Source organism: Williamsia sp. Y853, from assembly GCF_056786495.1.
This window is the reverse complement of the sequence record NZ_JBXCJC010000004.1, coordinates 555,552-581,230: the sequence shown is the minus strand read 5'-3', so window position 1 is coordinate 581,230 and position 25,679 is coordinate 555,552. Positions and strand designations below refer to the sequence as shown.

The window sequence follows — 25,679 nt, the reverse complement described above, 5'->3', positions numbered from 1 at the left end:
CACATACACGTCGATGGGCACCGGTGAACAGCGCCGGGCCGGGTCAATGGCCCGCGAACGCCTCGGCCAGCCACCAGGATCCGCCGTCGCCTGTGACCTTCGCGTCGATCACGAGGGGTCGGGCAGCGCCTGCCGCGCGATAGCCCTCCACCCAGGTGCGCACTTCGTCCAGATCATCGACGGTGCGCACAGTGACCCCGTCAGCACCGAAACCCCGTGCGATGGCAGCGATATCGGTTTCGGGGAAGGTCACCGTCTCGTGGTCGGCGTCATCGAAGTGGTGCACCTCTGCGCCGTAGGCGGAGTCGTTGTAGACGATTGCGACCAACGGCAGACGCAGGCGTACCGCGGTGTCGATTTCGGAGATACCCATGAGAAATCCACCGTCGCCCGCACCGAGGACACCGAGCCGGTCGGGTTGTGCGATTCCAGCCCCGATCGCGGTGTACAGCCCGAGTCCGATCGATTGATATGCCTGGGTGAAGCAGAAGCCATGGTGGTCGGGGACGGACAGATGGGTGGACGGGTAACCCATGAAGTTGCCGGAATCAATGGATACGATCCGCTCCGTTGGCAGGATCTCGTCGAGTGCGATGGTCAGCGCACGTGAGTCGATGCGATCGGTGCTGGACGAGTCATCGACCGGAACATCCTGCCAGCGAGCCGATTCCGCAATCTTTGCCCGCACCACAGCAGTCCGGTAGCGCTTGGCCCCTTCCGGCTCCACACCCCACAATTCCGCGAGAACGTCGGTGGCGGTCAGCGCACAATCGCCGATGACCCCGAAACCGACCGGTCGGTGCGCGCCGATCGCATCGACATCGTCGTCGACCTGGACGACGATGGTCTCGGTTCCGATCAATCGGCCGTGCCGCATCGTCCACATGTTGAGGGCGCATCCCCAGCCGACGATGAGGTCGGCGCCCGAGATCAACTCGGCGGTGGTCGGCGACGAGAACCCGCCGGAGATGCCGAGGGAGAAGGCGTCGTCGGCGAAGAGTCCGTTGGCGACCGCCGATGTCGCGACCAAAGCGCCACTTGCCGAAGCGAGTTCGGCGATCTGCCGGCCGGCGTCGCGGGCGCCTCGACCGGCGACGAACACCGGCCGCTTCGAGCCGCGAATGGCGTCGACGAGCCGGGCGACCGCATCGGTGTTGGGCCGCACCCGCGGCTCTTCGACCGTGATCCCGATCGGGCCCTCCACACCGGCACGCTGCGCTGCGATGTCGATGGAGACATTGAGGACGACGGTGCGCCGTTGGGCGACCGCGCACCGGTAGGCACGGGTGACATCTGCGACGACGGTCTGCGCCGAATACACGCGATCACTGATCGCGCCGACGCTGGTGACCAGCGCGTCCTGGTCGATGCGAAAGTTGGAGCGCAACGCCGCCGCGGGACTGTCGGCGGTCAGGACGATCATCGGGGTCCGGCTCTTGGCGGCCTCGGTGATACCGGTCATCGCGTTGGTGAGGCCGCAACCCTGGTGCAGCGACACGACTCCCACCCGTGACGACATCCGCGAGTACGCGTCGGCCATCGTCGCCGCCCCACCTTCGTGACGGGCCGCGGTAAACGGCACACCCCCGGCACGCAGCGCATTGGTCATCACAAAGTTGCCGCTACCGACCACCCCGAACACGTGCCCGACACCGAGGTCGGCCAGGACGCGTCCGACGACGTCGGCAACGGTGGGTCCGTAGGTGCTCACGCACCCGCTCCGACGACGACGGCCAGGACGCGGGACGGGCTACCGGTCCCGCCGACGATGGGCAGTGGGCTGACCACCAGCAGGGCGCCGGTTGTGGGGAGTCGACCGAGGTTGCGCAGTGAGGTGATGCCGTATTTGTCGTTGCCGAGGAAGTAGTTGTGTACCGGGAAGGCGGGTTCGAAACCGCCCGCGAGGCCGGCGTCCACCCCGACGGTCTCCACGCCGATGCCGGTGATCTCGCGCTCGGTGGCCAGCCAGCGCGCGCAGTCGGCCGCCACACCCGGTGTGTGAGAGCCGGTGTCGTCGGCGTTGAGGAATTCCTCCTCGGATCCGCCCCGCGACTCCCAGCCGGTGCGCAGCAGCAGCCACGCGCCCGCTGCGAGCGGTCCGTTGGCCGCTTCCCACTCCTCGACGTCGGCGATGCTCAGGAGGTAATCGGGGTTGTCGGCGACCTTCGTGGTCAGGTCGATGACGGCGGCCGGCCCGATGAGTCGCTGCACCGGGATCTGCGATACGTCGTCGCCGTCGCGACCGGTGATCCAATGCACCGGTGCGTCGAGATGGGTGCCGATGTGCTCACCCGTATGGATGTTGTTGTGACGCCAGAACGGGCCGGGTTCGTTGTAGGCGCTGACCTCTTCGAGGCTGAAGTCGATGAGGTTCGCGAACGGCTCGGGCAGGCGCAGCGCCGGGGTCGAATTGCTCAGCGGCGTGGTCAGGTCGATCACCTCGAGGCTGCCGGTGAGGATGCCGTCGAGAAAGTTCGACAGGGCGGTGGTGGTATCGGGGACGGTCATGTCAGCACCTCGGTTCTTCCGTGTTGGCTATGCACGTCACGGTAGTCCGACACAACCGCAGGCCACGCACAGTCCCCAGGAGAGTCACCGTTTCCACCTGCTCCGCATTCTCCCTGTGCTATACACATGTGAATGCTGTACGTCCGTATAGCAATGAGCGGGAGGTTCGATGAATACAGATGCCGCGCAAAGTGATCCGTCCGGACGCGTAGCCGTGGTAACCGGCGGTGGATCGGGCTTGGGCGAATCGATCTGCCACCATCTGGGGCGGCAGGGTCACCAGGTGGCAGTACTCGACACCGACACCGGCGCCGCAGAGCGGGTGGCCGCCGACGTGCGGGCAGCGGGGTCCAAGGCGTTGGCGGTGGCCGTGGACGTCGCGGACCAAGCATCCGTCAACGCCGCATTCGATACCGCCCGGAGCCAACTCGGCCCTGTCGAGATCCTGGTGACCAGCGCGGGTGTCTCCGGATTCACCCCGTTCGAAGACATCACCCTCGACGAATGGAATCGGTACATCGCCGTCAATCTCACCGGCACCTTCCTCTGCGCGCAGGCTGCGATAGGCGACATGGTGGACGCCGGTTGGGGCCGGATCGTGACGATCTCGTCGGCGGCCGGGCAAACCGGCGCGCTTCGCCAAGGCCACTATTCGGCCACCAAAGGTGGTGTCATCGCGTTCACGAAGACGTTGGCCCTGGAGTACGCCGCCAAAGGAATCACCGTCAACACGGTTCCCCCGTTCACCATCGACACCCCGATGTTGCGGGCCGCGCAGGATGCCAAGCATCTCCCCGAGGCCAAGTACATCTCCCGGGTGATCCCGTCGGGGCGGGTCGGGAGCGGCGACGACATCGGCGCAACATGCGCGTTCCTGTGCTCCGACGCCGCCGGCTACATCACGGGGCAGGTCATCGCGGTCAACGGAGGCGCGGTGATGTCGGGATAGAACCCAGAAACGTTACGACAGCACATCTTTCGAACACTTGAAATTCATCGTCGATCAGAACCCTTTGGAAGGAACAACTATGGGACGTGTTCAAGGCAAGGTCGCATTCATCACCGGAGCCGCACGCGGCCAGGGTCGCAGCCATGCGGTGCGGCTTGCCGAAGAAGGTGCCGACATCATCGCAGTCGACCTGTGCGAAAACCTCAGCACCGTCAACTATCCCCTTGCCACACCAGAAGATCTCGCCGAGACCGCCCGGCTGGTCGAAAAGCATGATCGACGTATCGTCACGGTCCAGGCCGATGTTCGAGAGCGTGCCCAGATGGTCGCGGCGCTGGACCAAGGTCTCGCCGAGTTCGGCAAGGTCGACGTGGTCATCGCCAATGCCGGAATCGCCGCAATGACCGGCGAACCCGGCATCAACGCATGGATCGACACCATCGACACCAATCTGCTCGGTGTGATCAATGCCGTGCAGGCGGCACTGCCACATCTGCAAGCGGGCGCATCACTCATCGCCACCGGTTCGACCGCCGCCCTGATGGATGTGAGCAAAACCGATGCCCCAGGGCAGGAACTCGGCGGTGCCGCATACGCATTGGCCAAACGGCAACTGACGCATTTCATGCACATGGTCGCCCTGCACATGGCCCCCCGCAACATTCGCGCCAATGTCGTGCACCCCACCAACTGCAACACCGACATGCTCCAGAGCGAACCGATGTACAAGGCTTTCCGTCCCGATCTCGAACATCCCACGCGCGCCGATGCCGAGCCCGGATTTGCGGTGATGCAGGCAATGCCGATTCCGTACGTCGAGCCCGAGGACATCACCAACGCCGTGTTGTTCCTGGCCTCCGACGAATCGAGGTACATGACCGGCATGCAGCTGCGAATCGACGGCGGCGGGTACCTCAAGTGGTACGACTTCAAACTCTGAGGGATCGGTTCACAACCGGCTGACGGCTAGGAGATGAGTCATGAGCGTTGACCACGGCAGCGACAACGACCGGAAGTCGCCCCGCTTCCACTTCGATCGACACACAACGGAATACCGCGAACGGTTCACCGATATCACCGAGGAGATGCAGAGCAAGTGCCCCCTCGCGTGGAGCGATACCTACAACGGGCATTGGGTCGCTGCCGACAACAGGGCAGTCTTCGAACTCGCCCGCAGCGCGGATGTCTCTGCCGATCACGACGTGAACGGTGAACGTCGTGGCTACCGAGGTGTTTCGATCCCCAAGCTGATGGAGGTCAGCATCCGGGGCGGCCTGTTGGAGATGGACGATCCCGAGCACAAGATCTATCGCGGCGCACTCAATCCCTACCTCTCACCCGCCGCGATCAAACGGTGGGAACCGTTCATCGACGACGTGGTGCGCGCCTGCCTGGACGAGAAGATCGAAACCGGCCACATCGACTTCGTCGAGGATCTGGCCAACATCGTCCCTGCCGTGGTCACACTGGCAATGCTGGGTATTCCGCTGCAGAAGTGGGAAATATACAACGAACCGGCCCACGCGGCGGTCTACACCGCACCCGAATCACCGGACGCCCCACGGGTACTGGATCTGTACATGGCCATGGGCATGGATCTGTTCTCCAACCTTGCAGAGATCCGCGAGAGTCCTCGTCCCGGGATCATCAACGCTTTGGCCGGGCTCCGGATCGATGGCGAGCCCGCGGCCGACATGGAACTGCTCGGGATGTTGAACCTTCTCATCGGCGGCGGGTTCGACACCACCACAGCGTTGACGGCGCATGCGCTGGAGTGGTTGTCGGAGAATCCCGATGAGCGCGAACTACTCAGTCGTGAACGAGAAGACCTACTCGATCCGGCAACCGAGGAGTTCTTGCGCTTCTATACGCCCGCCCCCGGCGACGGACGAACCATCGCGGCAGACATGGAACTCGACGGCAGGCAGCTCAAGGAGGGAGACCGACTCTGGTTGTCGTGGGCCATGGCCAACCGCGATCCGGACATCTTCCACGACCCGAATGACCTCGTACTGGACCGAAGCGGCAATCGCCACTTCAGCTTCGGCATCGGCATGCACCGGTGTATCGGTTCCAATCTTGCACGCACCGTGTTCAAGTCGATGATGAGCGCGGTGCTCGACCGGATCCCGGACTATCGCTGCGTTCCCGAAGGGACGGTCCACTACGAAACCATCGGGGTCATCCAAGGCATGCGGTACCTGCCGGCAACTTTCACTCCGGGCTCTCGAGTCGGCGCGGGCCTGGACGAGACTCTGGAGAAGTTGCAGCGGATCTGCGTCGACCAAGAGCTGGCCAGACCGGTGACCGAACGCAAAGAGTCGGCACGCATCCACGATTGACGCGCCGTCGACGCGCGATCAGCGTGGGTGGCCCATCGCCTCCAGCGTCGAGTCGGCGGCGGCCAGCACCGCCGCCGACTTGGCCCCGGCGTCGTCGGCCAGGCTCGCGATCAGTCGCGCATCCTTCTGCAGTAGCGTCCCCGCGATGGAGGCGATCGCGTCGATCGTTCCGCCGGATGCGGCAATGGCGCCAAGTGCATAGCTGTTCGCCGACCCCTTGGAGATCACCTCGCCGAGACGATCGGGATCCACCCCCAAGGACCCACCCAGGGCCAACGCATCGACGACGATGCCCAGGTTGGCGGCAAAGACAACGTTGTTGAGGAGTTTGGTCACCTGGCCCGACCCCAGTGCACCGAGATGGACAACCGGCTCGCCGTATGTGGAGAACACGGGCCGGCACCGTTCGACGGTCTCCGCTTCGCCACCGACCATGACCAGGAGGTTGCCCGCCACGGCCGCAGGGCCACCACCACTGACCGGCGCATCGAGCACCACAACCCCTTGCGCCGCTGCCTTCCCAGCCAGATCGCGACAGGTGTCGGGCGCGATGGTGCTGTGGATTGCGATCACACCTCCCGGTGCCAGGCCGGCGAGTACTCCGAGTTCACCGGTCACGATTTGCCGAACATCTGCATCGTCGACCACGCAGAGGCAGACCAGATCGCTGGCTGCCGCCAGCTCAGCCGGGCTGTCCGCGACTCTTGCTTCTGTGTCCGCAAAGGATTCCAGCGACGCCGACCGGCGCGCCCACAGTGTCGTGTCGTAGCCCGCTTCCACGATCCGCCGAGCCATCGGCGCGCCCTGACTCCCGAGACCTATGAACCCAATACGCATCGTGTTCCTCCAACTTCGCGAAATACTCTCGTATATAACGCTTCTCGGAATCCGGGCGCGGATCGTTCCGATGTCGGCCGATCGACTTCAGCCTGGCTGGGCGTTGGCGCAGAGCGCTTTTCGGACTGCGCTCACAAAGAATACCCACCCACCTACTCCCGTCGGCCGATTCGAAAAATTCGCCCACATAGAGCCCCCACCTGCCATACATTCGTACAATATGCGCCGGCTCTCGACGGCCGGCCCCAGCGGAAGGCATAGCTGTGAACAAAGACGACATGATCCTGATCAGTATCGACGACCACATCATCGAGCCACCTGACATGTTCGACAATCATCTGCCCGCCAAATACAAGGCAGACGCACCCCGTCTCGTCCACAACCCCGACGGCAGCGACACCTGGCAGTTCCGCGACACCGTCATCCCCAACGTCGCGCTCAATGCGGTTGCCGGGCGACCGAAGGAAGAGTACGGATTGGAACCACAGGGTCTCGACGAGATCCGGCCCGGTTGTTACGACGCGGCCGAGCGGGTAAAGGACATGAATGCCGGCGGCGTACTCGCCACCATGAACTTCCCGTCGTTCCCCGGTTTCGCAGCCCGACTGTTCGCCACCGACGACGCCGACTTCTCCCTGGCTCTGGTGCAGGCCTACAACGATTGGCACATCGACGAATGGTGCGGCGCCCATCCGGGGCGATTCATCCCGATGGCCTTGCCACCGATCTGGGATGCCGAGCTCTGCGCCCAAGAAGTACGTCGGGTCTCAAAAAAGGGCGTGCACTCGCTGACCTTCACCGAAAACCCCTCGGCGCTGGGCTATCCCAGCTTTCACAGTGACTACTGGAACCCACTGTGGAAGGCGCTCGTCGACACCAACACCGTGATGAACGTGCACATCGGCTCATCCGGACGACTCTCGATCCCCTCGCCCGACAGCCCGATGGACGTGCTGATCACGCTGCAACCGATGAACATCGTGCAGGCCGCGGCCGACCTCCTGTGGTCCACACCGATCAAGGAATTCCCCGACCTGAAGATCGCCCTGTCCGAGGGCGGCACCGGGTGGATCCCGTACTTCCTCGAGCGGGTCGATCGCACCTATGAGATGCACTCGACGTGGACCAACCAGGACTTCAAGGGCAAGCTTCCCTCGGAAGTGTTCAGGGACCATTTCCTGACCTGCTTCATCTCCGATCCCGTCGGCGTGCAGCTACGAAACGAAATCGGTATCGACAACATCTGTTGGGAGATGGACTATCCGCACAGCGATTCGATGTGGCCGAACGCGCCGGAAGAGCTCGAGGGCGTGTTCGACAAGTACAACGTCACCGACAATGAGATCAACAAGATGACCCACGAGAACGCGATGAAGTGGTACTCGTTCGATCCCTTCAAGGACGTTCCCAAGGAGCAGGCCACGGTCGGTGCGCTACGCAAGGCCGCCGAGGGACATGACGTGCAGACCCGCGCGTGGAGCACGCGTGAAAAGTCCGGCACCAGCTTCGCTGATTTCGCCGAGAAGGCGAAAGAGATTTCGGGCGTCCAGGATTGATCGAATAGCAATTACCCGCTCGCCGACTGCGGCCAGGTGCTCCACAGGAGCCCTGGCCGCTTTTAGTTGTTGAACCAAGCTTCGACTGCCAGACCCACGTCGGAGCCATAACGAATTGTTATGGCTCGGCGCCGAAATTGGTATTGGAAACTGCAGTTGCCGCACCCATAGTCTCGAAGCATCCGAACAAACGGTGTGCCGCGCACCACAATATTGCGCGAATGTGACGGGAGTTTTCAGTGAGTGTTGAAGACAAGAACTGGACAGAAGCGATGGGTTTTGATCGCATGCCCAACCACATCGTTGGCATGCGCGTCACCGAACAAATGGACCTGACCGGCAAAAAGGCGATTGTCATCGGTGCTGGCGGCGACGGTTTGGGCCAGGCGATTGCCAACCGCCTCGCCGGCCTCGGCGCCGATATTGCACTGGTCGGCCGGACCTTCGAGAAGGTCGAACGTCGTGCCAAGGAAATCGAGGAACGCTGGGGTGTAAAAGCGATACCCGTTCTCGCCGATATGTCAGATTGGGATCAGGTCCACCAGGGCGTCAAAGAAAGTCATGACCGCCTCGGCGGCCTCGACATCATGGTGAACAACCCGGTCATGGCGGTGGCCGGCCCCTTCGAGAAGCACACGAAGGAAGACATCGACAAAACAATGCTGGGCAGCCTGACCATGATGATGTACGGCGCGCACGCCGCGCTCGAATACCTCCTCCCGCAGGGTTCAGGCAAAATCATCAACATCGGCGCCGTCGGTGGACGCATGCAGCACCGTGGGCTTGTTGTCTACAACTCGGCCAAAGCCGGTGTCATCGGCTTCACCCGCAACCTCGCTCACGAGATGGCGCCGCGCGGTGTCAACGTGCTGGCAGTCGCCCCCGGAATCATGATCAAACCTGATCTCGTGGAGCGCTTCCTTAATCCACAAAGCGATCAGGACTACGCCGCCCGCGACTCCATCGCCGAAGCACTCGAGAACTACGTCCAACTCGGTCGCGGCGCACTGCCGGAGGAAGTGGCCAACATGGTTGCGTACCTGGCCACGGACGCCGCCAACTACATGTGCGGCCAGACCATCGATGTCGCAGGCGGACAGTTCATGAACTGACCTTCGATCGACTACATCCCTTGCTAATCAACTGATTTCAACCCCGGAGGTCACGATGGGCGCCATCGCCGATGTCATGGACGCGGCTACCACAAGCACCGGACTCACCGACTTCGGTGATGACTCTTTCCGCGAAGGTCTCGAAATACTGACGGCATCGCTTCGCGACGAGGCCAACTTGAACGCGACCGGTGAAGTGTTCATGCGCGACCGCATCGTCGGATATCTCAGCCAACGGTTGCAGGTCGAAGACTGGTATGCCCGTCACCCCGAGATCGACGAGGTCTCGATCGTCACCCCCCTGATCGGGATCGGACTGCCGCGCACCGGTTCATCGGCGTTGTCGAGTTTGCTCTCGCAGGACCCCGATGTGCGGTACATCAGGCGCTGGGAGTCGTCACAGCCCTGCCCGCCGACGTCGACTGTTGTCGGGGTTGATCCGCGTATCCCAACGGGCATCGGCGAGATGCTCGGGTCACGGCATCACGTCCCGAGCGAGACCCACGGCCCCATGGAATGCCACGAAATCATGGCGTTGGACTTCAAAACCCACTTCTTCCAGTCCCTGGCCCAGATTCCGACGTACTCGGAATGGTTTGTGACCAAGGCAGATCTCACGTCCACGTTCGAGTACCAGCGCAGAGTGATGAAGCTGATGCAGTGGGGTGAGCCCACCCGCGAGTGGCGACTCAAATGCCCGTCGCACATCCTGGTCCTGAACGCTCTGGACAAGGCGTTTCCCGATGCCCGCTACGTCATGACCCATCGGGATCCGACCGACGTCATCTTGTCGGTCGCCGATCTGTACGCCGACATCATCACGAGGTTCACCGACACGATCGACAAGCCATACATCGGCAAGCTCAACGTCGACCATTGGTCGTTGGGTATCCAACGCGCCATGCAGTTCCGCCGCGACGGCGCCGATGACCGCTTCTACGACATCGACTTCCGGGCGATGCAAAGCGATCCGGTCGGCGAGGTCCAGGGTCTGTACCGCTGGCTCGGAACCCCCGTCAGCGCACAGTTCGAGTCGCAGATGCGCAGTTGGTGGGAGAAGGCGGCAGGCGAGCGTGAGCCGAGTTCACACGCTGACCCGGCCGAGTTCGGCATCGACCTCGACACGGTCCGCCCACTGTTTGCCGAGTACAGCGAGAACGCCCAGCGGTGGACCAGCCATACCAACCCAAATGTGAAGTGAGAGAAACGATGACGATTGATCTGACCGGCGGCCTTGATCTAACTCGCGACCACGTCTTCGCCGAGCGGCCCGAAGATCCGGAAATGCGGGACTCGGTGAGTTTCTGGGTGGTCGATGACCGCGGCGAGGTGGGACTACCTCGCATCGGCGTGGAAGCCGTTTCCTCTAACTGGGATACCCACGACCTGCAGGTGAATGTCACCTATCCGGATGGTCGCGTGTACCGACTGCGTGCCACCGAACCCGCCGCCTCACCCATCGGACCGGAAGGCAAGCCCACCGTGCTGGGCGCCGGCGGATTGAAGTTCCACTGTGTCGACGAGTTCGACACCTGGACAATGACATACGACGGTAAGGCCGTACAGACCACCTCGGCCGGGCTCATCAAAGGTGAGACCGACGGTCCGGTCGTCAACGTCAGCTTCCATGTCGAAGCGAAGATGGCTGTGCCACCGTGGATCCAGGGCACCATGGGCAAAGACGCCCAGGAAAAGCTGAAGGACGGCGCGTTCTCGGGCATGATGGGTGGCGCTCGCTACGAGCAGTTGTTCCGGGCGACCGGCCGGGTCAGCATCGACGGGGCCGAGGACCACACCTTCACCGGCTGCGGACTGAGAATCAGACGTCAGGGCGTCCGGAACCTTGCCGGATTCTGGGGTCATTGCTGGCAGTCCGCTGTTTTCCCGAGCGGCAAGGCTTTTGGCTACATCGCCTATCCTCCGCGCGACGACGGACAGGACACTTTCGCCGAAGGCTTCATCTACAAGGGCGACGGAGATCTCATTCCGGCGCGAATCGTGAAGGCTCCCTGGCTGACCCGTCTTGTCCCCAAGGGAGACGACGCCACACTGGTCCTCGAGACCGACACCGAGACCGTGACCATCGCGGGCGAGGTCCTGTTCGGCGCTCACGATGTCTTCCACAAGGACAACGCCTACTCGACAAATGCGCTCAAGGCCGAGAATCCCGCCTTCCCCGCTGTGCACCAATCCGGTGTGCGCTATCGGTGGGACGACGAGGAAACAGTGGGAATGATGGAGCGCTCGAACCCACTCGACAAGATCGAGCAGGACTCGTGACCACATCGTCGGACATGTCCTCCGGAAGGCCACATCAATGCTGAACACACGCTACGAACTCTCACACCTGGCCGCGCTCGAAGCGGAGTCGGTCTACATTTTCCGCGAGGTGGCCGCCACTGCACAACGCCCGGTGCTGCTGTTCTCTGCAGGCAAGGACTCGGTGGTGATGTTCCACCTGGCACGCAAGGCTTTCTGGCCGGCACCGATCCCGTTCCCGCTCATGCATGTCGACACCGGCCACAACTTCGACGAGGTCATCGAGTACCGCGATCGCGTTGTCGAGAAAACCGGTGTCCGGCTGATCGTTTCGAGTGTCCAGGACGACATCGACGCAGGACGGGTGGTCGAACAGACCGGACCGGGCGCCAGCCGCAACCGACTGCAGACCGCCGCGCTGCTCCGCGGCATACAAGAGAACAAGTTCGACACCGTCTTCGGTGGCGCCCGGCGCGACGAGGAAAAGGCCCGCGCCAAGGAACGGGTGTTCAGCTTCCGCGACGAGTTCGGCGCCTGGGATCCACGCGCACAGCGTCCAGAGTTGTGGAATCTCTACAACGGACGACACCACAAGGGTGAGCACATCCGCATCTTCCCCTTGAGCAACTGGACCGAACTCGACATCTGGCAGTACATCGCCTCCGAAGAGATCGAACTGCCCAGCATCTATTACTCGCACCGGCGAGAGGTCGTTCCTCGCGACGGAATGCTGCTGGCCAAAACCCGTTTCGTGGAGTTGGCACCAGGGGAAGAAGTGATCACCGAGACAGTTCGGTTCCGGACGGTTGGCGATGCGACGTGCACCGGATGTGTGCTCAGCGATGCCGTCACCGTGCATCAGGTGATCGACGAGGTCTCCTCGACCCGGATCACCGAGCGCGGCGCCACCCGCGCCGACGACCGGATCTCCGAGTCAGGGATGGAAGACCGCAAGAAGGAAGGCTACTTCTGATGGCTCTTGCACACCCCGCCACCGAATCCTCCACCACCACCGAGGCCAAAGGTCCAATGCAGACTGGAAAGCAGATGCTCCGCCTGGCAACCGCGGGCAGCGTCGACGACGGCAAGTCCACACTCATCGGAAGGCTGCTCTACGACTCCAAGAGCATCTTCACCGACCAGATGGAGTCCATCGAACGGACCAGCGCCGAGCGCGGAGACGAGTACGCCAACCTCGCTCTGCTCACCGACGGACTGCGTGCCGAGCGCGAACAGGGCATCACGATCGACGTCGCCTACCGCTACTTCGCCACGCCCCGACGCAAGTTCATCATCGCCGACACACCGGGGCACGTTCAATACACCCGAAACATGGTGACCGGCGCCTCCACTGCGGATGTCGCCCTGATCCTCATCGACGCCCGCAAGGGCGTCCTCGAGCAGACTCGACGGCACGCGTTTCTGTCATCCCTGTTGGGCATCGCCCATCTGGTGCTCTGTGTGAACAAGATGGACTTGGTCGACTGGTCCGAACAACGTTTCATCGAGATCCGCGACGAGTTCAGCGCTTTCGCCGGCAAGCTCAACGTCCACGACCTCAGCTTCATACCGGTGTCAGCTCTCCTCGGCGACAACGTTGTCGATGCCTCGCAGCACATGCCCTGGTACACCGGCACCTCGCTCCTCGGTCACCTCGAAGACGTCCACATCTCGTCGGACAAAAACCTGATCGACGCGCGCATGCCCGTGCAGTACGTCATCCGCCCGCAGGTCTCCGATGGCTCCGACCACCGCAGTTACGCCGGGACCATCGCCAGTGGAACCTTCAAGCCCGGTGACGAAGTTGTTGTGCTGCCAAGCGGTTTCACCACCACGGTGTCGGAAATCTGGGGTCCTGGCGGGGCCAAGGTCGACGAGGCGTTCACATCGATGGCCGTCTCGATCTCATTGGCCGACGAAATCGACATCACTCGCGGTGAGATGCTGGCCCGGCCGGGCAACCGCCCACACGTCGGCCGCGACATCGACGCCATGGTCTGCTGGTTCTCCGACGACACCACCCTGGCACCCGGGAACCGCTATACGATCCAGAGCTCGACCCGTGAGTCGAAAGCTGTCATCAGCACACTGACCTACCGGCTCGACGTGAACTCCCTGCACCGCGACGAGGCCCCGGAAGCATTACAGCTCAATGAGATCGGCCGAATCACACTCCGCACACAGCAACCGCTGATGTTCGATGCCTATCAGCAGCACCGTCACACCGGCAGCTTCATCCTGATCGACGAGGCCACCAACAAAACAGTGGGCGCCGGGATGATCAACGGCCCGGCCAGCAAAGACTCGCACGTTGTCTGGCACAGCTCATCGGTCACACGCGAGCAGCGCGCCACCACGGGTGCCACCATCTGGATGACGGGACTTTCCGGTTCCGGAAAGTCCTCTATTGCAGCAGAACTCGAGCGGTCCCTGGTCGCTGAGGGACGTCCCGCCTATCTGATGGACGGCGACAATCTCCGGCACGGTCTCAACTCCGACCTGGGCTTCAGCGACGACGACCGCCGCGAGAACATTCGCCGCACCGCAGAGATTGCCGCGCTTTTCGCCGATTCCGGTTCGGTGGCGATCGTCTCGTTGATCAGTCCCTTTGCAGCAGAACGACAGCGGGCCAGAGAGATCCACGCGCAGCGCGGGATCCCGTTCTACGAGATCTTTGTCGACACGCCACTCGAGGTCTGCGAGGAGCGTGACCCCAAGGGCCTCTATGCCAAGGCCCGCACAGGTGAGATTCCCCAGTTCACCGGGATCAGCTCACCGTACGAGCCTCCAACCGCGGCCGATATCGTCATCACGCCCAGCGACAGTCCCCTGCCGCGCGTCGCCGAAGCAATCCGCCGCGACCTGGGAATGTGAGCCGTGAGCTTCGATGATGCGGACACCGCGCTCGCCGGCGAGTTGGCCGCTGCCGCCGGTGACCTCTTGCTGGAACTACGGGCCACATCCGGCCTCGCCGGCAAGGATCTCGGCAGGGCCGGCGATTTCCGGTCGAATGAGTTCCTCCTGAAGGAACTCGCGCGGCTGCGGCCCGACGATGCGGTCCTGTCGGAGGAATCATCCGACGATCTGGGCCGACTCGACGCCTCTCGGGTCTGGATCATCGACCCGGTGGACGGGACCAAGGAATACGGACTCGGCCGCAGCGATTGGGCGGTTCATGTGGCGCTGTGGGAGCGCAATGGACGAGGTGACGGGGGCGGTCTGACCAGCGGTGCCGTTGCATTGCCCGCACTGTCGGTCACCTACGTCAATGACGGTGCCGCGGTCGAACCTGCAACCGGACTGGCGGCAACACCACGCGGATCGATTCCACGCATCGTCGTCAGTGGTTCGCGGCCACCGGCATTCGCGGAGGCAGTGACCTCGGCGCTGAGCGGCGAATTGTTGCCGATGGGTTCGGCCGGGGCGAAGGCGATGGCGGTCGTCCGTGGCGAGGCGGATGCATATGTGCACGCCGGCGGTCAGTACGAGTGGGATTCGGCCGCCCCGGTCGCCGTGGCCAGATCACAGGGATTGTGGTGCAGCAGGATCGACGGTGAGCCACTGCGCTACAACCAGAGTGATGTGTATCTGCCGGACCTCGTGATCTGCCGGCTCGAGCTCGCTCCGACAATCCTGGATGCCATCCGCGACGCCGACGGGGTTCCCCGGCAACCGAAGAGCCATCCGGTTTCGACCTAGGTGGCAGACTGGGATCGTTATGGATACCCATCGCCTCAAGTACTTCCTGCGCATCGCCGACGAGGGGTCGATGACGCGTGCGGCAAGTGTCCTTGGGATCGCCCAGCCTGCCCTGAGTCGTCAAATCCACCGTCTGGAGGAAGAACTCGGTGTAACGCTGTTTCGCCGCACGTCACGCGGCATGGAGTTGACGGAGGAAGGCGAACAGCTCCGAGCAAGTACGGCCGCGCCACTGCGCCAGCTCGAGCTCGCCGTCCAGTATGCCGGCTCGCCACTTGCACGACTCGAACGGGGATTTCGTCTCGGCCTCCTGGAGACGACCGTGGACCTGTTGGCCAAACCACTACTCGGCAGCCTCGCGTCGGCGTTCCCGAAAATGACTTTTGATATCACAGCCGCGAATACCGACCTTCTCATCGAGAGCCTGCTGAAGGGAACACTCGACACCGCCATCATCAACCCGATACCTGATGATCGCTTGTTCGCCAGCGACTTACTGATCGAAGACCTTGTCGTCATGGGCGGGGCGACAAGCGATCTCACTCCAGATCGGCCAATGCGTTTCATCGACATAGCCGAGCTTCCGCTGGTGATGCCCAGTACCCCAACCGGCCTCGCCAGCACCATCGAGAACGCAGCACTGCGACTCCAGATCCAATTGCAGTCCCGGTTTGCCACCGACTCACTGCAAGTCGCGAAAAGTCTCATCCGGGCCGGAACTGCCTACGGCATCCTGCCGATGTCCGCGTGCACCGCAGAGATCGAATCAGGACGGATTCGTTGGGCTCCATTGACAGAGCCCACCGTCAGTCAAAAGCTCATCATGGCGTCCACCGGCCGGCTCGAGTTGCCCCGCGGATTGGCCATCCGAATCGGCAACATCATCCATGATGAGATTGCCCAGCTGATCAACTCCGGTAGCTGGCCGGCGCAGATCCTCCACTCGCGCCACACGCATGAGTCCAAAGGCCGGTCGGGCGTCTAGTGCGGCGACGGCGCGAGCCGCGCTTCGGCCGACACGGTGGTGACGCCATCGGAAACGATTGTCCCTTGCACCTGCCGCCCGGACGGATCGGTTCGCTCCGCCGAGATGTGCAGCTCCGTGAGCAATGGGGTCGGCCGGTGATAACGCACCGACAACTCCTGCACCACCGCCGGTTCTCCCTCCACCATGCCGGCCGCTGCCAGGACATGACTGAGCATCAGCGCTGACATGCCACCGTGCACCAACGCTTTCGGTCCCTGATATTGCAGCCCGAGAAGACCAGTCGCCGAGACGTTTCCGTCGTCGTCGACGTCCATGTCAAGTGGCGGCGCGAGCGCATTCCCCCTACCCGACACCGGATCCCGATCGCCGGTCACCCCGGCGCAGTCGTCGATCAGCCGCGAGATCCGGTCGAGTTCTTCGGTCACCGCCTGCAGCCCCGGGTCCTCGGCGTCGACCCGAAGGAGCAGATCGGTGAGTCGTCGCAACCCCGCGGCCGCCGACTCGATGCCATCGGACTGTTCTACCCCGATGCCATCGGACTGTTCTACACCGTCAGTTCGCATGTGGCATCCGCTTTCTCGAGGCGATGAACAACCCATCGGCGTTCACGCACAGTTCGTCATTCAGCCAGATCTCTGCGCTCGAGTAGGCCTTCCGGCCGTCGACGCGTTCATGTCGCGATCTGATCGTCAGCTCCCGCCCGGACGGAACCGGCCGGTGGAACCGAATGTTGAGTTGCGCCGTCATCCCCGCGGCTCCGGCCACCGCGTTTGCGTTGGCCAGTGCCACATCGAGAATCATCGCTAGGGCGCCCTCGTGGACCACACCGGGCGCGCGCTCGTAGGCGACCGAAAACGTCACCACTCCGTTGGCGCCATCGTCGGTCGCCCCCAAGTCGGTGGGTGCAGCGATCGCGTTGTGCGCACCCACCACCGGGCTGTAGAGCGACCCCCTACCCTCGCGCTCCATCGCCTGTATCCGATCGTGTGGCGACGGCGCGCGGGTCTCGAGGTCATCGGCGAGGGCGTGGATCCGGCGGGCGATCTCCGAGAGATCCGCCGCACCGCGATCAGCGCCCGTCAGTGCCACCGTGGCCCGTCGCACGGCCGCAACCGCTTGCGCAGTCTGATCGCCGTCGCCCTCGTGATCACTGTGGTCGAGGTGGCGTTCCGCATCGGCGGTGTAAGTCACGTTTCATCTCCTCCTCGACACACGTCTGCGGGCCGTTGAAGTGAAACGCTACCCGGCAGCGGCCAGGTCGCGGAGCAGGTCACGGCTGCGCCGCATCGACCCACGAGGATCGGAACCCACCGGGGTGATCGCCGCCCAGACATCGGTTGCGCCCGCATCGATGAGGTTCTGCAGCTGTAGGCGCACCGATTCTTCGTTGCCGACGATGGCGATATCAGCTGCATCGGTTGCGCCCCCGGCGCTGATGACGCGCTGGTAGTTGGGCATTCCGGCATACATGCCCGACGTCGCGGCAACCGCGGCGCGCGCCTCGTCGACGTCGTCATGCACTGCCACCGGCAATCCCGCCACGATCCGGGGAGTCGGACGGCCCGCCTGCGCGGCCGCGGCGTGAATGGCAGGGGTGATCTGTGATTCGATGACCTTCGCCGAAGCCATCCACAGGACGGTGCCGTCAGCGAATTGTCCTGCCACCCGCAGCATCCGGGGCGACATGGCGGAAAGAAGCACTGGCACCTGATGTTTGACCGCTGTCATCCGGCCGGCACTCTTGGTGGTCCAGTCCTGTCCGTGGAAATCGACGTCCTCGCCGTGCAGCAGCGCGGTGATGATCTGGATGTATTCCTCGGTGTTGCGGCCGGGCCGCTCGTACGACAGCCCATATACATCTTCGATGAGGGGCCCGTGGGAAGGACCCAAACCGAGCGTGAAGCCGGGCCGTCCCATCGCCTCGGCAACCGCGGCAACACGGTTGGCCTGGAGCAATGGGTGCACCGGATAGGTCTGCAAGACGGCAGTTCCCAGCTCGATCGATGAGGTGGCCCTACCCGCCACCGCAAGTGCGGCGAGTGGATCACCCGCGACCGTACTGGCGTACCAGAGCGAGGTGAATCCGTCGGCCTCCGCACGCTCGGCCTGCTGGACGATCTTGTCGGTCGAAGAAGCGCCGCCGGTCAATCCAATTCGCATCGCGTTGCCAACCTGTCTTTCGAATGTATGGTGATCTTGAAGAGACTATACGACTGTATTGCATCTGCCATCCGGATACTTTGAGGAGCGCCCATGTTCGACACCGCCACCCCGATCACACCCTCGATCGGTATCGAGGTCAGCGGCGTACCCGGCCCCCGGCTTGCCAGTGCCGACGCAGCCCAGTGGTGCCGGTCGGCACTGGAGCGGCACGGAATGGTGCTGTTCCGGGAGTGTCACATCAGTGACGACGACCTGGTGGCACTGAGCCGCCTACTCGGCGAGGTGGTGATCCCCGGGCTGGGCGGTCAAGAAACCCATCCAGAGGTTTCAGCGATCAGCCTCGATCCCGCGGAGACAGTCCTGGCCTCGTACAACACCGGCACATTCCACTGGCATATCGACGGCGCCACCGATGCCATCCCACAATTGGGCACCCTGCTGACGGCACTCGAGGTCTCTGCCGAAGGCGGAGACACGGAGTTCGCCAACACCTACGCCGCCTATGACGCCCTGTCCGATGAGGACAAGGCCCTGGTCGCCGACCTGCGGGTGGTCCACAGCTTCAGCACGGCGCAACTGCTGGCCAATCCGGACCCCACAGACAAGCAGCGGGCTGCGTGGGCCCGGGTTCCCACCCGAGTCCACCCGTTGGTGTGGACACGCCAGACCGGACGCAAGTCCCTGCTGATCGGCGCCACCGCGGGTGAGGTCGTCGGCCTGCCACCCGAGGAAGGTCGAGCACTGATCAGCCGTCTGCTCGAATGGTCCACGCAGCCGCGTTTCTCTTTGCGCCATCACTGGCATCGCGGCGATCTGGTCTTATGGGACAACACCGGCATGCTCCATCGGGCGATCCCTTACACCGCCACTTCACGCCGGCTCATGCATCGGACCACGCTGATCGGCGAGGAAGCAGTCGCCTGAACCCTCGCGGGTAGATTCGTGGCATGAACGGCAAGGCGATGTGGCAGTGACGGCGACAGACACTTCCACCCAGGACAGCACCGACGACGCACCACCGGTCCTCTTTCCTCGACTGCTCCCCTGGATCCTGGGCATCTGCGGCGCCATCGGTCTGGCGGCATCGTTCACCTTGACCGTCGAGAAGTTCGAACTGGCGGCGAACCCGGACTATGTGACCAGTTGCGATATCAGCCCGGTATTGAACTGCGGCTCGATCATGGACACGTCCCAGGCGGCGCTCTTCGGCTTTCCGAACTCGCTGATCGGACTCGTCGGGTTCTCGGCACTGCTGGCGATCGCCGTCATGATGGGACGCAAACCTTCTGCGCTGATCATGCTCGGCATGCAGGTCGGACTGACCGCCGGCATCGTCTTCATACATTGGTTGATATTCCAGAGCCTCTACCGCATCGACGCGTTGTGCCCGTATTGCATGGTTGTCTGGGTCGTGACCATTGTCGCGTTCTGCTACGTGAGCCTGCGCAATGCCGACGACTACATCGCGGGCGGTGTTGCCCGGAAGATCCTCAACGGGGCATTGAGCATCCATTCCCTGATTCCGGTGGTGTGGATTCTCGTGATCGCCGGCCTGATCGGACAGCATTTCTGGTGGTACTGGTCGACGCTCATCTGACACCGAGCGGTCGGTTGACCCATGAACGGCGCACTTTTCCCGAAGAGCCACCCATGGCAATCAGTCTGAAGAACCCGGGTCTGAGGCCCGCGGCGTAGAACAGCACCCTATGTTCGCGATGGCAAAGCCGTTATGCTCGATATCAATCTGTGCCGGGCAAGCCCAGGAGGACGGCGAAATGCACACCACGGATAATTCACCTCACCCATTGGTCACCGCGTCGGACGTCCACAAGGTCGCATTCCGCAAGCCCCCGCTGGGCAAACGCGGCTACAACGAAGACGACGTCGACAGCTTCCTAGACGAGGTAGAAGAAACACTCCGCCAACTACACAACCGTCTCGCCCGCTACGAAGACCCCACCCGCTGAGAGCACCGATCAGGCCACCACCACGATCGCGTTCACGGTGGAGAACAACCGCAACCGCGTGATCGCAACCTAGACTCGGACAGATGACGGGTCACGGCAACGCTGCGGAGAAGGAACTCGGACCGCGGATTCCAGCCAAGCCGAATGGGCGTGCGGCACAGCGCCTCGAGACACGTCGACGGATCTTCGATGCCGCGGTGGCCGAATTCAAACGAACTGGCGTGGCCGACGCCGATGTCGGTGCCATCGTGACCGCAGTAGGTGTCGCACGCGGCACGTTCTACTTCCATTTCCCCAGCAAAGAGCACGTCCTCATCGAGATCGAGAACGCCGAGGTAGCCAGAGCTGCAAGGGATCTCGAGCGATTCATCGCCAAGTCGCCCGATTTGGCCGAGGTGCTCTCGGAGACCGTCCGCCTGACAAAATCAGCAAAGCGCAGGCTCGGAAAGAACCTGTTCCGGGATGTCCTGGCCCTGTATTTCTCCCCCACCCGCCCCCAGCCCGATCCCGCCCCCGCCAAAGGCCTGTCCGTCATCGAACTCGTCATCACCCAGATCGAACAGGCCCGCGATCGCGGTGAGATCTACGCCGACGTCGACCCCGCGCACAGTGCGCTCTTCTTCTTCCTCGGCCTCTATGCCTACCTGACCGTCAGCCACGAAGGTCCTCAAGATCCACATGTTCTCGATCAATACGTGGCCAGCGTCATGCGAGGCCTCGAACCCCGCTGACCGTCAGCAGGATTACCCGACGCACTCGGCGAAGACACCAGTGACCCTGAAGTGGGGTGCCCTGCGTATCCGAGGCGTACGCAACACGTTGCCCCACAAGGGTTTTACTTCGAACAGATCCGAAAACCATTACTCGAACAAACATTCGACACATTGTGTATCCCGGGGTATGTTGGTTGAAAGATTTCGATCAGATGTGCTGGGGGGCATGATGACTGACGATCCGTTTGATGAGGTTCCGGTTGGTACTTCTTCGGTTCCGGTGTTGGTGCGAAAGTACCTCGAGCTGGAGTTGCTGCTTGCCGATATCAATGATTGTTCGTCGTCGGATATGTCGGATGCCGAGGTCAATGAGCTTGTGCGGGTGCATGAACGGATCGTTCGTAAGCTCGAGTTCACCGGGCTACGGCACCTATTGGTGGCCTCGGACCGCTCGTCGTATTCGAAGGCCGGATATTCGTCGTTCTTTGGCTTTGTCCGCGGCGAGTTGCGGTTGACCAAAGGCCAAACCATGTCCAGGATCCGCGGTCTGGATGCAGTCGGCCGATTCCATACGATGCAGGGTGAAGAGCTGGCACCGAAATGTCCTGCCGCCGAACAGGCCTGGTCCCAAGGGTTGATCGGCGCAGCACATATGGATGTGATGCTAGATGTTCGTAAACACATCCCGTCAGCGTCGGATTCGGCGGTGTATGACGTGGTTGATCATTGGATGACCGAAGAGGCCGTCGGCCAGGATTCGACTCAGTTGGCGGCGTCGGGCCGTCAGGTGCTGGCCCGGGTCGATCCCGATGGCCGGCTGACCGATGATTCGGATCGGGCCCGTAAACGTTCGGTGAGTTTGGGTAATCAGGGTGTGGACTTGATGGCCAAGATCTCCGGCACCCTGGATCCGGAAACGTTGGCGTTGTTCACGACGGTGATGGATGTCTGGGCCGCCCCGGGCATGAACAACCCGGCCGACCCGAACTCGCCGACCGGGGCCAGCGATGACCCGAAACAAGATGCAGAGCTGATCAAGGCTGCCGCCGAGCGTGACACCCGCTCGATGGGCCAACAACGCCACGACGCGCTCAAAGCGATTTTGAAAACGATTTTGGAGTGCAACCTGCTCGGCAAGTCCCATCGGGGTTTGCCGGCGCAGCTGATCATCACGATGACCAAACAACAACTCGAGAATTGTGCCGGCATCGCAAAAACTGCCTCCGGCGTGGACATTCCGGTCAAAGAGGCACTGCACCTGGCAGCGCGTTCCGACAAATACTTGGCGGTGTTCGCCAACCACAGCGCCGAGGTGCTGTATTTCGCCCGGGCCAAACGCACCGCGCAGAAGGGTCAGCGGTTGGCGTTGTTCGCCCGCGACCGCGGTTGCTCGCACCCCGGGTGCACCAATCCGGCGGCGTGGGTGGAGATCCATCACCTGATTGCCTGGATCAACGGTGGTCTGACCGACATCGATCTGATGGGATCGGCGTGCCCGCCACACCACAAACTCGTCGGAGACGGCCCGGGTCAGTGGCAGACGATCATGATCACCGAGGGGCCCGACAAGGGCAGGGTCGGGTGGATACCACCATCGTCGGTGGATCCGGAACGAAAACCGCGGGTCAACCGTGCCCAGCACGTCAACGAAACCTTCGCAGCGGCCTGGGAGAAAGTCCTTGCCGACCGCCAAACAGCGTTGGTCAAGACCCGGTCGGAACTGACCAGAAGCGGGCTTGAGCACCCCGACGAGCCGGATATCGACAATCCCGAGCAAGTCGAATAATGCTCAGGAAGTAAATGTTTCGCGCCGACAGGGCGGTCGATCACGGTGCAAAAACTGCGGCGCCCGCGATGAGGGATGCGCACTGTGTCTAATTTTGCCGACTGAAGTCATTGACAGATTTCATTGACATCAGTCAGTGAATGGGTCTAGAACTGACATATCCGCCGAGATCGAGATGGGGTCCTGGATATGTGGCTGGACATTCTGCGACTGGTGGTCGCTTGGAGCGCGATGGGTGCCGTGATCGCGTTCTGGTATTGGGTCATGAAGAACATCGGTACGTTCTGATGACCGGCGCCGGCAGGGCGAACATCGCTGGCAACGTGAGTGTTTCACGATGAACGGGACACCGATCCCGACTGCGCTCACCCTCGAGCGCAGCTGCGGCCTGACTGCCGCCGCCTTCTCGGAGCGACGCCGGAGCGGTGCTCGACTGATGACGGGCGAGCATCGAACGTTCGGACTCAACCGCCTCCAGAACATCGTCCAGGTGCCCTATCCGCCGATCTCGACGGATTGGACAACACGAACATTGACCTGCGGTGTTGCACTGCAGTGTTCGCCATCCAAAGACGACATCGGACGCTACCCACTGCACGAACTCTCGCCTCGTGGGCTGGCGGCTCTGACCATCGTCGAGGCGGGGGTCGCACTGCGCTGGATCGCCGATCACTGGCCCGGCCTGATACCGGAACTCGATCGCATTCTGACCGGGCTTCCGGTTGCGGACAGCGGCTTCGACGCCCCCGACATGCTCCGGCATGCGGACATGATGGCCAGTTCCCGCGAGAGAATCGACCCGCACCCGCTTCTCGGACAACTAACACTGCAGGCCCCGCCAGGCCGCGGCCTGGCTACCGCGATCAAGCGGGCGTACAGCCGGATGCCGTGGACTTCTCCCCGCAGCGACGCCCAGCGCCTGTTGTCCATCCCGGTCGGAGGTGAAGGCGGAATACGTAATTCGAACCTCCCGCCACCGAGCCGGCCCGAGGACGAAGACATCGAGATCCGGCCGGACCAGCGGGCGGGCATCCCCTACCCCGAGTGGAACGCATGGCGTGAGAGCTTCCTCATCGACCATGTTGCGGTGTTGGAACGAAAGCATCGGGGCACCGGCAGGCCGGGTCCACCTGTGTCGACAGATCTGCGGCAGTGGTTCGCCGAACACACACACCGATCGATCAAGAGCCGTCTGGAGGACGGATCCGATCTCGACGTCGACTCGTACGTCAACCACCACATCGACCTGATCACCGGAGAAGCCGCTGAACCCCGGGTGTTCCGGGAGCTGTTACCCATGTCGCGGGACGTGACCACTGCCCTGCTCCTCGATGGCAGCTCCTCACTCGGCATCCGCCGCGGCGAAGTCTTCGAGCTGGAACTGGCCTGCGCTGACGCACTTTCACGCGCGATGATGCTCACCCGAGAACGTCACGGAGTGTTTGTCTTCAGCGGCAACACCCGCCACCGGGTGGAGGTGAACTGCCTCAAGGACTTCGACGACACACATCTGGTCGTTCCGAGTGGTTCCGGCCTGGCAACCGGTGGGTACACCCGGCTCGGCGCCCCTATTCGGCACCTGACAAGCCGCCTGCTGGCCCAGCCCTGTGAACGGCGACTGCTCATCGTCATCGGCGACGGACTGATATCCGACGAGGGCTACGAGGGGCGATACGCCTGGGCCGACGTCGCCCACGCACTCGAAGAGGCCGACGACGCCGGGATATCGGTCTACTACATCGGCGTCGGTCCGGCCCGTGTCGACCCGCTACCCGAGGTCTTCGGATCCCGACGGTCTCAGCGAATCCGGCAGGTCGAACAACTACCCCGCGTGCTGGCTCATGTCCACCGAGAACTCCTCAGCGTCTGAACAATTGGAGCACAAAGACCTTGACCACCGACCTCTACCTCCCCACCGGCAACGAAATCGAGATGTTCGAGCGGGCTTTCAACCAGCAGCTTCCGGTGATGCTGACCGGCCCCACCGGTTGCGGGAAGACCCGGTTCGTAGAGCACATGGGCGAACTGTTGGGCACTGCCGTCGTCACCATCAGCTGCCACGATGATCTCACCAGCTCTGACCTCGTCGGGCGGTTCATGGTCACCGGCGGAGACGTCCGGTGGACCGACGGCCCCCTCACCCGCGCGGTGAAGGAGGGTGCGATCTGCTACCTCGACGAAGTGGTGGAAGCCCGCCACGATTCGCTCGCGATCCTGCATTCGCTGACCGACCACCGCCGGGCCCTGTATCTCGATCGCGCCAATGAAGTCGTCCGAGCACCGCAGTCGTTCATGGTCGTCTGTTCCTACAATCCGGCATACCGTAGCTCGCTCAAGGAGCTCAAACCCTCTTTCCGGCAACGGTTTGTGACCCTGCCGATGCACTATCTCCCGCCCGACCGCGAAGCCGCCGTCCTGGTCGCCGAAGCCGGCATAGACATTGCCGTGGCCAACCGACTTGTCCACTGCGCCATCAGTATCCGCGAGGCAGACGAGGTGTACCACTTCGAACCACCGTCGACGCGTGTGCTGGTGACCGCCGCGAGACTCATCGCCGCGGGCGCGTCCGAGATGCAGGCCGCCGAAGCTTCGATCCTGGCACCACTGAGTACCGACGGTGCCATCAGCAGCGGCTTGAGAGAAGTCGCCGCAGCAAGTCTGCAGGCCACCGAATACCAAGACTCACAGACACATTGATCGAAGGGAGCGGCTCGTGAACGAACAGGACAGGCGGCGCAAACGGGCGCTGATCGTCTTCCAGATCTTCGCGTACGGCTTCCTGCTGTCGCAATTCTTGATC

24 protein-coding genes are annotated in these 25,679 nt (G+C 62.7%); 18 read left to right on the top strand and 6 right to left on the bottom strand.

Going from position 1 to position 25,679, the window contains the following annotated elements; translation table 11 throughout:
• Positions 1–43: 43 nt before the first annotated feature.
• Together AC1TPF_RS23280 and AC1TPF_RS23275 are read right to left on the bottom strand one after the other, a co-directional pair.
• Positions 44–1,711: a thiamine pyrophosphate-binding protein gene (locus AC1TPF_RS23280; protein ID WP_482145422.1), complete on the bottom strand. Its 1,668-nt coding sequence runs from the start codon at positions 1,709–1,711 to the stop codon at positions 44–46.
• Entirely contained in the window at positions 1,708–2,508 is an 801-nt protein-coding gene (locus AC1TPF_RS23275) for a cyclase family protein (RefSeq protein ID WP_482145421.1), read from the bottom strand. The genes AC1TPF_RS23280 and AC1TPF_RS23275 overlap by 4 nt, the downstream gene beginning before the upstream one ends.
• A gap of 169 nt (positions 2,509–2,677) precedes the next feature.
• On the opposite strand from AC1TPF_RS23275, the gene AC1TPF_RS23270 reads away from it, so the two are divergent.
• The 3 genes from AC1TPF_RS23270 to AC1TPF_RS23260 all read left to right on the top strand — a co-directional run bounded on the left by AC1TPF_RS23270 (position 2,678) and on the right by AC1TPF_RS23260 (position 5,799).
• Positions 2,678–3,457, top strand: a complete 780-nt coding sequence (locus tag AC1TPF_RS23270; RefSeq protein ID WP_482145420.1) for an SDR family NAD(P)-dependent oxidoreductase — start codon at positions 2,678–2,680, stop codon at positions 3,455–3,457.
• Between the two features lie 79 nt (positions 3,458–3,536).
• Entirely contained in the window at positions 3,537–4,397 is an 861-nt protein-coding gene (locus tag AC1TPF_RS23265) for a mycofactocin-coupled SDR family oxidoreductase (RefSeq protein WP_482140407.1), read from the top strand.
• A 40-nt stretch (positions 4,398–4,437) separates the two neighbouring features.
• Positions 4,438–5,799 carry a cytochrome P450 gene (locus AC1TPF_RS23260; RefSeq protein ID WP_482145419.1) on the top strand — a complete coding sequence of 454 codons (1,362 nt, stop codon included), beginning with the start codon at positions 4,438–4,440 and terminating at the stop codon, positions 5,797–5,799.
• An 18-nt stretch (positions 5,800–5,817) separates the two neighbouring features.
• Here AC1TPF_RS23260 and AC1TPF_RS23255 read toward each other — a convergent pair whose 3' ends face one another.
• A complete protein-coding gene (locus AC1TPF_RS23255) occupies positions 5,818–6,636 on the bottom strand; it encodes an NAD(P)-dependent oxidoreductase (RefSeq protein ID WP_482145418.1) in 819 nt (272 codons plus the stop codon).
• Positions 6,637–6,899: 263 nt separating this feature from the next.
• Here AC1TPF_RS23255 and AC1TPF_RS23250 point away from each other — a divergent pair, with 263 nt between their 5' ends.
• The 8 genes from AC1TPF_RS23250 (at position 6,900) to AC1TPF_RS23215 (ending at position 16,247) form a co-directional block, all read left to right on the top strand.
• Entirely contained in the window at positions 6,900–8,192 is a 1,293-nt protein-coding gene (locus tag AC1TPF_RS23250; RefSeq protein WP_482140412.1) for an amidohydrolase family protein, read from the top strand.
• Positions 8,193–8,464: 272 nt separating this feature from the next.
• Entirely contained in the window at positions 8,465–9,304 is an 840-nt protein-coding gene (locus AC1TPF_RS23245; protein ID WP_482141425.1) for an SDR family NAD(P)-dependent oxidoreductase, read from the top strand.
• Between the two features lie 55 nt (positions 9,305–9,359).
• On the top strand, positions 9,360–10,505 hold the full coding sequence (locus tag AC1TPF_RS23240) for a sulfotransferase family protein (protein WP_482145417.1): 1,146 nt from the start codon (positions 9,360–9,362) through the stop codon (positions 10,503–10,505).
• 8 nt (positions 10,506–10,513) lie between these two features.
• Positions 10,514–11,584 carry a hypothetical protein gene (locus tag AC1TPF_RS23235; protein WP_482145416.1) on the top strand — a complete coding sequence of 357 codons (1,071 nt, stop codon included), beginning with the start codon at positions 10,514–10,516 and terminating at the stop codon, positions 11,582–11,584.
• A 37-nt stretch (positions 11,585–11,621) separates the two neighbouring features.
• Complete coding sequence (gene cysD, locus AC1TPF_RS23230; protein WP_482140418.1) at positions 11,622–12,536, top strand: sulfate adenylyltransferase subunit CysD; 915 nt, start codon at positions 11,622–11,624, stop codon at positions 12,534–12,536.
• Positions 12,536–14,437, top strand: coding sequence for an adenylyl-sulfate kinase (gene cysC, locus AC1TPF_RS23225; protein ID WP_482145415.1), 1,902 nt, complete (start codon positions 12,536–12,538; stop codon positions 14,435–14,437). The genes cysD and cysC overlap by 1 nt, the downstream gene beginning before the upstream one ends.
• A gap of 3 nt (positions 14,438–14,440) precedes the next feature.
• Positions 14,441–15,262 carry a 3'(2'),5'-bisphosphate nucleotidase CysQ gene (locus tag AC1TPF_RS23220; RefSeq protein ID WP_482140420.1) on the top strand — a complete coding sequence of 274 codons (822 nt, stop codon included), beginning with the start codon at positions 14,441–14,443 and terminating at the stop codon, positions 15,260–15,262.
• A gap of 19 nt (positions 15,263–15,281) precedes the next feature.
• A complete protein-coding gene (locus tag AC1TPF_RS23215) occupies positions 15,282–16,247 on the top strand; it encodes a LysR family transcriptional regulator (protein ID WP_482140422.1) in 966 nt (321 codons plus the stop codon).
• Here AC1TPF_RS23215 and AC1TPF_RS23210 read toward each other — a convergent pair.
• Genes AC1TPF_RS23210 through AC1TPF_RS23200 form a run of 3 tightly spaced genes read right to left on the bottom strand, consistent with a single transcriptional unit; the run spans position 16,244 to position 18,410 of the window.
• On the bottom strand, positions 16,244–16,813 hold the full coding sequence (locus tag AC1TPF_RS23210; protein WP_482140424.1) for a PaaI family thioesterase: 570 nt from the start codon (positions 16,811–16,813) through the stop codon (positions 16,244–16,246). The genes AC1TPF_RS23215 and AC1TPF_RS23210 overlap by 4 nt on opposite strands.
• A complete protein-coding gene (locus AC1TPF_RS23205; protein WP_482140426.1) occupies positions 16,803–17,441 on the bottom strand; it encodes a PaaI family thioesterase in 639 nt (212 codons plus the stop codon). Before AC1TPF_RS23205 ends, AC1TPF_RS23210 begins: the two co-directional genes overlap by 11 nt.
• A gap of 48 nt (positions 17,442–17,489) precedes the next feature.
• Positions 17,490–18,410, bottom strand: coding sequence for a TIGR03564 family F420-dependent LLM class oxidoreductase (locus tag AC1TPF_RS23200; protein ID WP_482140428.1), 921 nt, complete (start codon positions 18,408–18,410; stop codon positions 17,490–17,492).
• 93 nt (positions 18,411–18,503) lie between these two features.
• Between AC1TPF_RS23200 and AC1TPF_RS23195 the strand changes: the two genes are divergently transcribed.
• The 7 genes from AC1TPF_RS23195 (at position 18,504) to AC1TPF_RS23165 (ending at position 25,576) form a co-directional block, all read left to right on the top strand.
• Complete coding sequence (locus AC1TPF_RS23195) at positions 18,504–19,337, top strand: TauD/TfdA dioxygenase family protein (RefSeq protein ID WP_482140430.1); 834 nt, start codon at positions 18,504–18,506, stop codon at positions 19,335–19,337.
• A gap of 46 nt (positions 19,338–19,383) precedes the next feature.
• Positions 19,384–20,010 carry a vitamin K epoxide reductase family protein gene (locus tag AC1TPF_RS23190; RefSeq protein ID WP_482140432.1) on the top strand — a complete coding sequence of 209 codons (627 nt, stop codon included), beginning with the start codon at positions 19,384–19,386 and terminating at the stop codon, positions 20,008–20,010.
• A 178-nt stretch (positions 20,011–20,188) separates the two neighbouring features.
• Positions 20,189–20,380: a DivIVA domain-containing protein gene (locus AC1TPF_RS23185; protein ID WP_482140434.1), complete on the top strand. Its 192-nt coding sequence runs from the start codon at positions 20,189–20,191 to the stop codon at positions 20,378–20,380.
• An 83-nt stretch (positions 20,381–20,463) separates the two neighbouring features.
• On the top strand, positions 20,464–21,111 hold the full coding sequence (locus tag AC1TPF_RS23180; protein WP_482140436.1) for a TetR family transcriptional regulator: 648 nt from the start codon (positions 20,464–20,466) through the stop codon (positions 21,109–21,111).
• Positions 21,112–21,319: 208 nt separating this feature from the next.
• Entirely contained in the window at positions 21,320–22,879 is a 1,560-nt protein-coding gene (locus AC1TPF_RS23175) for an HNH endonuclease signature motif containing protein (RefSeq protein WP_482140438.1), read from the top strand.
• Positions 22,880–23,216: 337 nt separating this feature from the next.
• A complete protein-coding gene (locus AC1TPF_RS23170) occupies positions 23,217–24,749 on the top strand; it encodes a nitric oxide reductase activation protein NorD (protein ID WP_482140440.1) in 1,533 nt (510 codons plus the stop codon).
• 20 nt (positions 24,750–24,769) lie between these two features.
• Positions 24,770–25,576 carry an AAA family ATPase gene (locus tag AC1TPF_RS23165; protein ID WP_482140442.1) on the top strand — a complete coding sequence of 269 codons (807 nt, stop codon included), beginning with the start codon at positions 24,770–24,772 and terminating at the stop codon, positions 25,574–25,576.
• Positions 25,577–25,679 lie beyond the last annotated feature (103 nt).